This window comes from Burkholderia sp. AU38729 (assembly GCF_020419725.1).
Taxonomy (GTDB): Bacteria; Pseudomonadota; Gammaproteobacteria; order Burkholderiales; family Burkholderiaceae; genus Burkholderia.
Genome location: NZ_JAIZQO010000017.1, coordinates 36,599 through 49,112, shown reverse-complemented (window position 1 = coordinate 49,112; position 12,514 = coordinate 36,599). Strand labels below are relative to the sequence as shown.

Below are 12,514 nucleotides of genomic sequence, written 5' to 3'. Positions count from 1 at the left end.
AAACAACGGGCGTCAGACGTGATAGACGTCGAGCACCTGCCGGATGTAGTCGTTCTTCAGCACGATCTTCTTGTACGCGATCAGCAGTTCGTCGCCCACCTGGCGCAACGTGACGAACATCGTGCCGAAGAAGTGATCGGTCACGCGGTAGCGGTGGTTCAGCGTGTGAAAGTTGTAACGCACGTCCACCTCGCCGTCGCGTTCAGCCAGCACCTCGACGTTCGTCACGTTGTGGCTGGTGCGCGGCTCGGGCGTCGATGCGCCGCTGCGCTCGGTCTTGATCCGGAACACGCGATCCTCGAGGCCGCCGCGGTCCGGGTAGTACATCAGCGAGATCTGGCTCTGGTGATCGTCGGTCGGCCGATCGTCGTCGTCCCATGCGGGCATCCAGTACGTGACGTCCTCCGTGTAACAGGTCAGCCACGCGTCCCACTGGCGATCGTCGAGCAGGCGCGCTTCGCGATACAGCGCCGCGCAAATGGTCCGGTAATCGAAGCTCATGCTGCCACCTCCCCGCGTTCCTTCTTCAGCGCATCGCGCATCACGTGCACCCAGTGTTCGTGCTGGCACACGAACAGCCCTTCGTCCTCGCTGCGCTCGCCGGAAATGCGCGGGTTCAGCCCCATCTTCCTCGCGTTCTCGTCGGGGCCGTCGATCCACAACGGCGCACCGCGCGACAGGTCGTTCCACATCGCCGTGATACCCGCGTAACCGGCCTGGCATGCGCGAAATTCCTCGAGATCGTCGGCGGTGCCCATGCCCGTGACGTTGAAGAAATCCTCGTACTGGCGGATCCGCACCGTGCGATCGGTCTCGCTCTCGCCCTTCGGCGCGAAGCAGAAGATCGTGACCTCGGTCTTGTCGACGCCGAGCGGCCGCACCACGCGGATCTGCGTGCTGAACTGGTCCATCAGGAACACGTTCGGGTACACGCACAGGTTGCGGGTCTGGTTGACGATGAAGTCGGCCTGCACGTCGCCGACGCGCGCCTTGATCTCGTCACGGTGCTGGTACACCGGCCGCACTTCCGGGTTCATCGTCTGCGTCCACAGCAGGATGTGGCCGTTGTCGAAGCCGTACACGCCCGCGACCGACTTGCTCCAGCTGTTCGCATCGACGGCCTTGGTGCCGTCTTCCTTGCGGCGGCCCATCGTCGCCGCGTAGTTCCAGTGCACGGTGCTGACGTGGTAGCCGTCGCAGCCGTTCTCCATCTGCATCTTCCAGTTGCCTTCGTAGATGTAGGACGAGTTGCCGCGCAGCACCTCGAGCCCGTTCGGCGCCTGATCGACGATCTGGTCGATGATCACGCGCGCTTCGCCGAGGTAGTCCTCGAGCGGCAGCACGTCGGCGCTGAGGCTGCCGAACAGGAAGCCGCGATAGTTCGCGAAGCGCGCGACCTTCTTCAGGTCGTGCGAGCCGTTCGTGTTGAACTGCACCGGATACTCGGTCGTCTTCTCGTCCTTCACCTTCAGCAGCTTGCCGGTGTTCGAGAAGGTCCAGCCGTGGAACGGGCACGTGAAGCTGCCCTTGTTGCCGTGCTTGCGGCGGCACAGCATCGCGCCCTTGTGGGCGCAGGCGTTGATCACCGCGTGCAGCTCGCCGGTCTTGTCGCGCGTGATCACGATCGGCTGGCGGCCGATCCACGTCGTGTAGTAGTCGTTGTTGGCCGGGATCTGGCTTTCGTGCGCCAGGTACACCCAGTTGCCTTCGAAGATGTGCTTCATCTCGAGCTCGTACAGCTCGGCGTTCGTGAAGATGTCGCGGCGGCAGCGGAATACGCCGGCTTCCTTGTCGTCCTGCACGGCAGTGGCGAGCAGGTGATCCAGGTCGGTGGCTTGGTCGATCGTGGCGGACATGTTGGCTCCTCCCATGCGCGTGCCGCGTCCTGCAAGCACGCTCGCATCGGTAATCGGTTGAATCTCGCGGGAACCCGGCCGGCGGCGGCGCATCGGCGCCGCGCCGGCGGGCGGTGGGCGGTTACGCCGTCGCGGCTGCGCGCGGCCGGTGGACGATCTGGTTGTCCTTGCCCTGCACCCGTGGCGTCAGGACGAAGTTGAACTCGATGTCCTGGTACGCATCGGCCTTCATGCCGAGCGCCGTGCCGCCGGTCTTCGCGACCACGGGCGGGATCAGCGCCTCGCGCGTCGCATACGCGAAGTCATCCCAGATCAGCGGATCGCCGTCGATGTTGAACTGCGTCGTCAGCTTGCGGTGGTCGGGGCTGTCGACGAAGAAGTGCACGTGCGCCGGGCGGTTGCCGTGGCGGCCGAGGCTGTTCAGCAACTGCTGCGTCGCGCCCTGCGGCGGGCAGCCGTAGCCGACCGGCATCAGCGTGCGGAATTCGTACTTGCCGTCGGCGCCCGTTCTTACCGCGCCGCGCAGGTTGAACTCGCTCTGCTTGCCGGTCGGGTCGAAGTGCGAATAGAAGCCGTGCGAGTTCGCGTGCCAGCATTCGACCAGCGCGCCCGCGACCGGCTTGCCGTTGAGGCCGGTGACCGTGCCGTGGATCACGAGCGGGCCCGCGCCGTCGTCTTCGTCGAGGTCGATCTTCGACACGCCGTCGCGCACCGGTGCGCCGGCCACATACAGCGGCCCTTCGATCGTGCGCGGCGTGCCGCCGTCGAGGCCGGCCGCCTGGTCCGCGGCATCCATCCTGATGTCGAGATACTTCTCGAGGCCGAGGCCGGCCGCGAGCAGCGCCGCTTCGCCGTCCTGGCCGAGCTTGTTCAGGTAGTTGACGCCGGCCCACACCTCGTCGGGCGTGATGTCGAGATCGTCGATCGCCTTGAACAGGTCGCCGAGCAGCCGCAGCACGACCTGCTGCGTGCGCGCGTTGCCGCCGTTCGTGCCGTTCGCGCCCGCGTTCGACGCGGCCTTCAGCAGATCCTGCACTTCCCGGGACTCGAAAACTTTGACGCTCATGATGGTGTCTCCACGTGTATTGGGGGAATGACGGCCGTTGCCTGGCTCGGGTTATCGCGCGACTTTCGTCAGCCCGTCGCGGGTGAAACGCCTGACCTTGTCCTCGTCGAGTTCGATGCCGAGGCCAGGGCCGTCCGGCACGGTCAGTTCGAATTCGCTGTAATCGAGCGGCTGCGTCAGGATCTCTTCGGTGATCAGCAGCGGCCCGAACAGTTCGGTGCCCCACTGCAGGTTCGCGACACTCGCGAACAGGTGCGCGGACGCCACCGTGCTGAACGCGCCTTCGAGCATCGTGCCGCCATACAGCTCGATGCCGGCCGCGTCCGCGATCGCGGCGACGCGCTGCGCGGCGAACAGGCCGCCGCTTTGCTCGATCTTGATCGCGAACACGTCGGCACCGTGGTGCTTCGCGATCTCGAAGGCGCTGTCGGGGCCTTGCAGGATTTCATCGGCCATCAGTGCGACCGGGAAGCGGCGCATCAGGCGCGTCAGCGCCGCGGCCGAGGCCACCGGCTGCTCGACCAGTTCGCAACCGGCATCGGCCAGCGCCGGAATCGCACGCGCGGCCTGCGTTTCGCTCCACGCCATGTTCACGTCGACACGCACCGACGCGCGATCGCCGACGGCCCGCTTGATCTCGGCCACGTGGCGGATATCCGTCTCCGGCGACTTCGCGCCGATCTTCAGCTTGAACACGTTGTGGCGGCGCAGGTCGAGCATCCGCTCGGCTTCGGCGATGTCGATGGCCGTGTCGCCCGATGCGAGCGTCCAGGCGACCGGCAGGCGATCGCGGCGGCGGCCGCCGAGCAGCTCGCTCACCGGCACGCCGAGCCGCTTGCCATGCGCGTCGAGCAGCGCGGTTTCGAGCGCGCTCTTCGCGAAGTGGTTGACCTTCGCGAGCTTGCCGAGGAACGCCATCAGCGTCTGGATGCGCGTCGCGTCCTTGCCGATGATCGCCGGGGCGAGATACGTGTCGATCGCCAGCTTCATCGCTTCGGGGCTTTCCGGGCCGTAGGCCATGCCGGCGATCGTCGTGCCTTCGCCGAGGCCCGTCACGCCGTCGCTGCAGCACACCTTGACGAGCATCAGCGTCTGGCCATGCATCGTGGCCACCGACAGCTTGTGCGGGCGGATCGTCGGCAGGTCGACGAGGCGGGTTTCGATGCGTTCGATGGTGACGGAGGACATGGGGCACGCCGTGGGGGTGAAGTTCTTGAGGCGATTTATACGTCTCGTCCGGATCGAGCGTCCAATACTTTTAGGCGGTCATTTCAATACCTGGCGGGTATTGAAATGCGGGGATATTCGGGTGATTTAGCCTGTCACCATACCCGCAATGACGGGCAAGATGGCCGGGAAGCCGCGCTGGGTCGAGGGGAGCGGCCACCCGGGATGTGGACGGCCGGGGACGGGAAAGGCATCGGCCGCCACGCGCGCGGCGACGCAAAAAAGCGGCCTCGGCGGGCCGCTGTCAGGGTTTTCCTGATGCCTCGCCCGAGGCTCGTGGGCAGGTTTCTCGATATGCGCGGTTGGCGGCCGGCTTCGCGTGCGTTGGTTCGAGCGGTCGCCGGTTCAAGACGCTGCGGCGCCGGCGGGATTCACGTCAGCGGTGCTTGCGCATCGGGTCGGGCGTGCGAAGGGCTCGGCGTCAGGGCAGTCCGCCTCACGCGAATGCTCGCTGGCTTCGTCGCGAGCCTCACCGGATCCGGCAATTCAACTGCCGCACCGCCCCCGGGGCGCGGCGGCACCGCATCACGACTCCCCATCGACACCCGCGTACCCACCCAACCTGCCCTCCACCCCGAATCCATCATTCGGCGCCGGCAACCGCCCGAGCACCCGCTCGACCTCCAGCGCGACCGCGATGAGTTCGCGATCGGTGCCGGCCGCCCCATCCAGTGCGAGGCCGACCGGCAGCCCGGCCGCCGTCAGCCCTGCCGGGACGGTCATGCCCGGTACGCCGGCATTGCTGCCCGGCTCGGTATTCCGGATGTAAGTCGCGAACACCGACGCGGGCTCGCCGTTGAGCATCATCGCGTCGCCCGCCGGGATCGGGCACGCGGTGGCGATCGTGGTCGGAAACACCAGCGCGTCAGCGCCGCTGTCGGCGAGGCACTGCCGATACGCGGCACGCGACCGCGTGCGCCGGTCGAGCGCGGTACGGTACGCCGCTTCGCCGATCCCGTCGGGGCCGGTGATATGGCGGGCGATCTTCGCGACGTCCGGGCTCCCCACGTTCGCGACGATGTCGTCGACCGACAGGTCGTAGCCGTTCTCGACCAGATACGCGTGCATCGACGACCGGAATTCGTACAGGGCAATGACGGCCGGCTCGTCGTCGAAGAACCCCGGATAGTCGTTCAGGTCGATATCGACGCATTCGAAGCCCGCCTGCGCTAGTTTCGCCACCGCACCATTCGCTACCCGTTCGACGTCCGGCGCGAGGCCGCGCCAGAACGTCGTGCGCGGGACCGCCAGGCGCAGGGGGCGCGTCGCACTGCGGATCGGCAGCGACGTGGGTGCGCCGGTGCCGGACAGAATCGCGTCGAGCAGCGCGATGTCCTCGACCGACCGCGCGATCGGGCCGACGGTGTCGCGCGTGCGCGAAATCGGCGCCACGCCGCCCGACGGGTAGCGCCCCACCGTCGGGCGAAGGCCGACGGCACCGCACAGCGCCGCCGGAATCCGCACCGAGCCGCCGGTGTCCGTCCCGAGCGCGGCGGGCACCACGCCCGCGCCGACCAGCGCGCCTGAGCCGCTGCTGCTGCCGCCCGGAATCCGGTTGAAGTCATAGGGGTTGCGTACCGCGCCGGTCACGCGGTTGTTGCCCGACACGCCGAACGCCAGCTCGTGCAGGTTGGCCTTGCCCGCGATCAGCGCCCCTTGCGCGAGCAGCCGCGCGACGACCGGTGCATGCTGCGGCGGCACGCGGTTGTGCAGCGCCAGCGTGCCGTTGCCGGTCGGCCGGCACGCGGTGTCGATGTTGTCCTTGATCGCGATCGGCAGGCCCAGCAGCGCGTGCGGGGTGGCCGACGTCGCGAGGTCGCGGTCGCAGCGGGCCGCTTCGGCGAGCAGCCGCGCATCGTCGACGCACGTAAAGCCGTTCAGGTAGCGCCAGCGGGCGTGCCGCTCGATCGTTGCATACGCGTATTCGACGCAGGAAAATTCCCGGCGCAGGATCGCGTTCCGGGCTTCGGTGAGCGTCAGGGTTCCCAGGGTGGGCATCGTCGTCGTTCCTCGTCACGGGGGATCGTCACAAGGTAGGGCGCGCCGATTTTGACGCCCATCATCACAATGGATGACCCCGGCCGTCGGCCGTGCAACCCGCCGTTACGCCAGCGCGGCCGCCAGGCTCGCGCGGTTGGCGACGCCCTTCTTTGCCATCACGCGCCGCAGATGCGTGCGCACCGTCGGCACCCCGATGCCGAGCGTGCGCGCGACGTCCTTGTCGGTATAACCGGCGGCAACCAGCCGCGCGACGTCGCTCTCGCGCCCGGTCAGCCCCGTGCACGCATGGCGCCGCCGCAGCAGCGCGCGCCGGAAAAACGGCTCGATGCCGTTCAGCAGCAGCTTGTCGCGTTCGGTGAAATCGGGCCGCCCTTGCGCCCGCCAGATGCGCAGGTCGCCCACATGGGTCGCGCCGTCGAACGCATAGACGTTGATGCCGTGGTGCATGCCGTCGCGGCACAGGAAATCGGTGTAGAACTCGGTCTGTTCCAGCTCGCGCCGGCTCACCACCTCGTCGACGCAGGTCGCCACGCGGCGCGCGCGCAGTGGCGGCGTGACCGGATCGATATGCTGGAACCACGCTTCGTACCGGGCGATCTGCAACGGATCGACGTTGTACGAGAAGCCGTTGCGCCACAGGCCGGTGTGTTCGTCGCAATCGAACGATGCGGCGAAATCGGCGCGGAGCAGTTGCGTGATCGCGGGCAGCACGAACGTCCGCACGTCGACGACCGGCCCCAGTTCTTCCAGGCGGGCGACGAGGTCGCCGAACAGCCGGAGTTCCTCCGGTGTGATATCGGACGCGGAAAGGTTCATGACGGACGGTTCCTCGGCAAGCCGGTGGAGAACACCTGCATCGAGCGCTTCGACGGGGGTGTCGCGGCGGAGGCCCGAACGGGCGTGGGTGCGTCGCGATGCGCCATGTTACCCGGCAGATTGACGTACTGCGTATCGCGTATCGACTGCGGCGCCGAGCAGGCTCATGGTTCGCGCGGCACTCCGACACCTGAGCGGTTCGCCAGGGCGCACGAGGCAAAACGGCCGTTTTCCCGAGGGAACAACGACGGAGCCGCTGCGTCAAGGCGCCAACGTGAAGCCCCGCTCAGCGGTCGGCAGCCGCCACCGACGCCTGCCATTGCGCGGCCACGCCGGCGTAATCCCTGATCTTGAACGCGGAGCCGTCTTTGACGTGGACCCAGCCGAGCGTGCGCTCGGCGAGCGGCTTGTCGTGGTCGTCCGTCGCGATCTTGACGATCGCCTGCGCACGCACATGGACGAGACCGTCCGGATAGTCGGACGACGGGTTCGCGAGCGTCACCGTCACGAACGGCCCGAGATCCTGCAGCAGTTGAGCGGCCGGCGGATTGTCGGCCATCAGCAACGAACCGCCCTTCACGCGGTCGTCGACGCGAATGGCCGTGCCGCCCGGCCGCCGCTGCGCAGCGGTCGGCTGCGACATCCACAGCACGTGATCCGGGTTGAGATAGACCACATCGAGGTCGCCCATCGCGTCGCGGGTTTCAATCCGGGGTATCGGCATGCACAGTTCTCCAGTCGAATTTCGGGCACCGGGCGCCGGTGCGTCGGCATCCATGATGATGCCGCAATATGTCGGCTTGCCGCGTGCACGGCGGTGAATGGCGAATGGCGCGACCGCGCCAGGCCGGATGGCCGCGCGCGATGCACGTTACTCGCACGTTACCGTTTCGCAGGTGCGCCGACGTCGTCGAGTGGTGGTCGACACCGCTTCGCGCCAACACGCCCACGCGACCCGCAGCCCGGCCGCATCGCCTACCCCCGCCACGTCGCGTCCGCGAGCTTCGCCACCAGTTCGTCGTACACGACCCGGATGCGCCGGGGCATCGGCCCGCGCCTCGGCCGATAGACGTGCAGCTTCCACGGCTCGGGCTCGAGGCCGGGCAGCAGCCGCACGAGGCGCCCGTTGTCGACGTACGGCCGGACGAGGTACTCGGAGCACTGCCCCAGCCCCACCCCCGCACAGACGGCCTCGATCTCCACCTCGGTATCGTCGGTCAGATACGCGGGCGACGACGGGACGAACTGGTGCTCCCCCCGAAACATCCACGGCCACGCGCGGCCGCTCGCGCGATCGATCAGGCACGTGACCGGCATCGATTCGAGTTCCTTGCGATTTTTGGGCTCGCCCAGCCGCCGGATCAGCGACGGCGCGCCGACGATCCACATCGGCAACGGCCCGACCATCCGCGCGACGAAGCGGTTGTCGCCGATCGCCCCGACGCGCACGCCGATGTCGATCTGCTCGTCGACCACCAGCGACGGCACGTCCGACAGCCGCAAGTCGGGCACGAGCCCCGGATACCGCTGCATGAGATCGCTCAGGATCGGTTGCACGTAACGACGCCCCATGCCCGACGGCGCCGTGATCCGCACGACGCCCACCGGCGCGTCGGCCTGACCCGTCGCGGGTCCGAACAGCCCGTCGACGGCAGCCAGCGCCGTCTGCGCGTCACGGGCGAACGCCTGCCCGAACGCGGTGATCCGCAGGCTCCGGGTCGTCCGGTGAAACAGCGTTTCGCCGAGCATCTCCTCCAGTTCGCGCACCGCACGCGTCACGACCTGCGGCGACACGCCCAGGCGCGCCGCCGCCTCGCGGAACGTGGGCGCCGCGGCGGCCGCGGAAAAGATCTTCAGGATGTCGAGTCGGTTGAGCATGGAGAATCCTCACGGAACGCGAAAGCGGCAGCGCCTTTCATTCCCGAAACGGGAATTCTGAATGCGCCATTGTTCCATTTTTTTACGACCGGCGAGCGACCACAATGCTCATCAAGCGTGCATCGCAACCGATTCAACCCAGCCCCATGCGCCGCTTTCATCCCTCACTCTGGAGAATCTCATCATGAACGCAAGCACGAAACCGGCCCAACTCGACGGCCGCATCGCCGTGGTCACGGGCGCCAGCTCCGGCATTGGTCGCGCGTCCGCCATCGAACTCGCGCGGCGCGGCGCCAAGGTCGTCGTCTCCGCGCGGCGCAAGGCCGAACTCGATCGACTGGTCGACGCAATCGTGACTGCCGGCGGCGAAGCCAAGGCCTTCGTCGCGGATGTCGCGAACGAAGACGATTTGCGCAAGCTGTTCGATTTCACGGTATCGACCTACGGACGCCTCGACATCGCGTTCAACAATGCCGGCACGGAAGGCGTGTTCGCACCGCTGCTGGAGCAGGATGCCGAGCGGTTCGACAGGGTGTTCGAACCGAACGTGCGCGGTGTATTCAACTCGATGAAGTACGCTGCTGAAATCATGCTGCGGCAGGGCTCGGGCAGCATCATCAACAACGCGTCGATGGGCGGGCTGATCGGCTTCGAGAATGCGTCGGTCTATATCGCGAGCAAGCACGCGGTGATCGGGATGACGAAGACCGCTTCGATCGAATGGTTCAAACGCGGCGTGCGCGTGAACGCGTTGTGCCCGGGGCTGATCGAAACGCCGTTCCATCATCGCGGCATCTGGCCGTCGGACGAGGCGCAACAGGCATTCGCCGCATCGACGCCGGCAGGACGCTGGGGCTCCGCCGAGGAGATGGCGACGATCGTCGCGTTCCTCGCGTCGGACGACTCTACCTACGTGTCGGGGCATGCGCTCGTGGCCGACGGCGGTTATTCGGTGGCATGACGGGCAACGCGCGAGGCCGGGCCGTGGCGGCGTGCACCGCATGCCGCCCCCCGGCGTCGGCTAGGCCGCCGCCTGCCTCGCGTGCAGCCGCAGCGCCAGCCACGCGATCCCGACGGCCACCGCGCCGACCACGCCGCCGAACGTGCCGATCCACGGCAGCCCGAAGTCGCTGGCGATATGGTTGCCGATCAGCGCGCCCGCGCCGATGCCGACGTTGTACAGCCCGGAGAAGATCGACACCGCGAGGTCGGTTCCCTCCGGCGCCAGCTTCAGCACCCATGCCTGCATCGCGAGCCCGAAGCAGACGATCGCCCCGCCCCAGACCAGCGTATGCACGGACAGCGTGACGATGTTCAGCGCGCACGGGAACAGGATCAGCAGGCATCCGGCCAGCGCGACGATCGACCCGAGCAGGAAGTCGTCCGGCCGGCGCGGATAGATGCGGTTGAAGCAGATCGCGGCCGGTATGCCGGCGACGCCGAACAGGATCAGCACATACGTAATCCGGCTGCTGCTCGCGTGGTTCACGCTCTGGACGAAAGGCTCGATGTACGTGTAGGACGTGAAATGCGCGGACACGACAAGCACGGTGATCGCGTACAGCGCCACCAGCGCGGGCTTGCGCAGGAACACGCCGATGCTGCTGAGCGACCCGGCGCCCTGGCTCGGCGATACCGGCAACGTCGCACGCAGCAGCACCAGCGCGACGGCCGCCGCACCGGCGATGATCAGGAACGTGACGCGCCAGCCGAAGGTCTCGCCGACCACGCGCCCGAGCGGAATGCCGGCCACCATCGCGATCGCCGTGCCCATCGCCAGCAGGCTGAGCGCGCGGCTTTTCCGGTCGCTCGGCGCGAGCCGCACGGCCAGCGGCACGGAAATCGACCAGAACACCGCATGCGCGCACGCAATGCCCAGCCGACCGACCATCAGCACCGCGAAATTCCATGCGACGCCGGTCACGACGTGGCTCGCGATGAACCCCAGCAACGCCCACGTGAGCAGCTTGCGGCGCTCGACATGGCGCGTGGCCAGCGTCAGCGGCAAAGACACGACGGCCACGGCCCACGCGTAGATCGTCAGCATCAGGCCGACGTCGGTCGGCTGCATGTGCAGGCTGTCGCCGATCGCGCTGAGCAGCGCGACGGGCACGAATTCGGTGGTATTGAAGATGAAGGCGGTGAGTGCCAGGGTCAGGACACCCCACCACGAGTGCTTGGAACTGACGGCGTCCGGTGTAGCCATACCTGGAATCGGCGAGACGAGGGTTTGGGGGCGCGCGGCGCGGAGAACCCGGCCCGGCGATCGCCGCGATTGTACCAGCGGCCCATGACACGGCGCGGCGTGGGGGCGTCGGTGAGCCGCGGGACATGGTCATGACATGGCCGTGCGCCGATAATGTGCCGACACGCTTCTCACGACCCGTTTGCACGCGCCCCTTTCGATCCAGGAGATACACATGCGCATTGAAACGTCTTTTCTGTTCGATCTCGACGGCACGCTCGTCGACAGCGTCTACCAGCACGTACTCGCGTGGAAGGAAGCGCTCGATGCGGAAGGCATCGAATTGTCGGTGTGGCGCATCCATCGCAAGATCGGCATGAGCGGCGGCCTGTTCCTGAATCAGCTGCTGCGCGAGACGTCGGGCGACCTCGACGCCGAGCGCGTCGAGCGGCTGGCGCGCCTCCATGCGGCCGCGTACCAGCGGCTGCGCGCGCAGGTCCGGCCGCTGCCGGGTGCGCGCGAACTGCTGGCCGCGCTGTCGTCGGCGGGCATTCGCTGGGCGATCGCGACCAGCGGGCGGATGGAGACGGCCGCCATCAACCTGGAGGCGCTCGGCGTCGATCCGGCGAAGCAGGTGGTCGTGACGCGCGATCAGGTCAAGTACGCGAAGCCCGATCCCGACCTGTTCCTGACGGCCGCCGCAAAACTGAACGTGCCGATCGAACACACGGTCGTGGTGGGCGACAGCATCTGGGACATGCTCGCCGCCGCCCGCTGCCGCTCGCTCGGCGTCGGGCTGCTGTCGGGTGGGTACGGCAGCGACGAACTCGAACGCGCGGGCGCGCTGCGTGTGTACGACGATCCGGCCGATCTGCTGTGGCATCTCGACGAGATTGCGGCGCGGCCCTGAAACGCCTGCTTCGCCGACGGCGCCCGCACCGGCGCGCCGTCGGTTTCGTCAGGCCGCGAACGACCACCGGCCGCGCCTGCGCGGAACCGGCTCGCGGCCGCCGCGCGGCTCAATCGTCGTCAACGCGCTTGTCGATCAGATAACGGCCCCGCTCGACACCCGCGAGCAGCGCTTCGTTCTCGGTCGTCCAGGTGGGGCCGTCGGCCGCCGGCACGACCAGCTCGATGCGCTCGCCGCCCACATACACCTGCACCTCGTCACGCCACGCGCCGCTGTCGTTGCGCCGCGCCCACACGCGTATCTCGTGCCCGCGATACGGGTCCCGAATCTGTGCGTCCTGTTGATTTTGCACGGTGGCCTCCTTGTACCTATCTGCGATGGCGATGCAAATAATACGCGCCGCATGAGCGCCGCGCGCCCCGTCGGCCCATACGCACGCGCCGTGCCTGACACCCGGCCGCTGGCACGCGGTTTGCGCGCCGGTCGCGCACCGAACCGCCGCGGCATGCCGCGCGAGCCCGCGAAGCGGTTCCTCCAGCAACCGGACGACGATCCGCGCACCGACGCCTTCCCCG

The 12,514-nt window shown here is 67.7% G+C and carries 12 protein-coding genes; 2 read left to right on the top strand and 10 right to left on the bottom strand.

From position 1 onward, the window contains the following. Positions 1-12: 12 nt before the first annotated feature. From benB to LGM56_RS33460, 8 genes are all read right to left on the bottom strand, one after another. Positions 13-501: a benzoate 1,2-dioxygenase small subunit gene (gene benB / locus LGM56_RS33495; protein WP_089476094.1), complete on the bottom strand. Its 489-nt coding sequence runs from the start codon at positions 499-501 to the stop codon at positions 13-15. Beyond that, on the bottom strand, positions 498-1,856 hold the full coding sequence (locus LGM56_RS33490; RefSeq protein WP_226207902.1) for a Rieske 2Fe-2S domain-containing protein: 1,359 nt from the start codon (positions 1,854-1,856) through the stop codon (positions 498-500). The genes benB and LGM56_RS33490 overlap by 4 nt, the downstream gene beginning before the upstream one ends. 121 nt (positions 1,857-1,977) lie before the next feature. Then, the gene (gene catA / locus LGM56_RS33485; RefSeq protein WP_226207901.1) at positions 1,978-2,922 is read right to left on the bottom strand and encodes a catechol 1,2-dioxygenase; all 945 of its coding nucleotides are present in this window, start codon (positions 2,920-2,922) and stop codon (positions 1,978-1,980) included. 51 nt (positions 2,923-2,973) lie between these two features. After that, positions 2,974-4,110, bottom strand: coding sequence for a muconate/chloromuconate family cycloisomerase (locus tag LGM56_RS33480; protein ID WP_226207900.1), 1,137 nt, complete (start codon positions 4,108-4,110; stop codon positions 2,974-2,976). 564 nt (positions 4,111-4,674) lie between these two features. After that, positions 4,675-6,147 carry an indoleacetamide hydrolase gene (iaaH, locus tag LGM56_RS33475; RefSeq protein WP_226207899.1) on the bottom strand — a complete coding sequence of 491 codons (1,473 nt, stop codon included), beginning with the start codon at positions 6,145-6,147 and terminating at the stop codon, positions 4,675-4,677. Between the two features lie 105 nt (positions 6,148-6,252). Beyond that, the gene (locus LGM56_RS33470) at positions 6,253-6,966 is read right to left on the bottom strand and encodes a helix-turn-helix transcriptional regulator (RefSeq protein ID WP_226207898.1); all 714 of its coding nucleotides are present in this window, start codon (positions 6,964-6,966) and stop codon (positions 6,253-6,255) included. Between the two features lie 286 nt (positions 6,967-7,252). Next, a complete protein-coding gene (locus LGM56_RS33465; protein WP_226207897.1) occupies positions 7,253-7,690 on the bottom strand; it encodes a hypothetical protein in 438 nt (145 codons plus the stop codon). Positions 7,691-7,941: 251 nt separating this feature from the next. Then, a complete protein-coding gene (locus LGM56_RS33460) occupies positions 7,942-8,844 on the bottom strand; it encodes a LysR family transcriptional regulator (RefSeq protein WP_226207896.1) in 903 nt (300 codons plus the stop codon). 184 nt (positions 8,845-9,028) lie between these two features. On the opposite strand from LGM56_RS33460, the gene LGM56_RS33455 reads away from it, so the two are divergent. After that, positions 9,029-9,805 (top strand): SDR family NAD(P)-dependent oxidoreductase, encoded by a 777-nt coding sequence (locus LGM56_RS33455; RefSeq protein WP_226207895.1) that lies wholly within the window; start codon positions 9,029-9,031, stop codon positions 9,803-9,805. A 60-nt stretch (positions 9,806-9,865) separates the two neighbouring features. Here the strand turns inward: LGM56_RS33455 and LGM56_RS33450 are convergent, their stop codons facing one another. Further along, complete coding sequence (locus LGM56_RS33450) at positions 9,866-11,050, bottom strand: sugar transporter (RefSeq protein ID WP_226207894.1); 1,185 nt, start codon at positions 11,048-11,050, stop codon at positions 9,866-9,868. 214 nt (positions 11,051-11,264) lie between these two features. On the opposite strand from LGM56_RS33450, the gene LGM56_RS33445 reads away from it, so the two are divergent. Beyond that, the gene (locus tag LGM56_RS33445; protein WP_226207893.1) at positions 11,265-11,939 is read left to right on the top strand and encodes an HAD family hydrolase; all 675 of its coding nucleotides are present in this window, start codon (positions 11,265-11,267) and stop codon (positions 11,937-11,939) included. A gap of 109 nt (positions 11,940-12,048) precedes the next feature. Here LGM56_RS33445 and LGM56_RS33440 read toward each other — a convergent pair whose 3' ends face one another. Then, positions 12,049-12,291, bottom strand: a complete 243-nt coding sequence (locus tag LGM56_RS33440; RefSeq protein WP_089498625.1) for a DUF6566 family protein — start codon at positions 12,289-12,291, stop codon at positions 12,049-12,051. Positions 12,292-12,514: the final 223 nt, after the last annotated feature.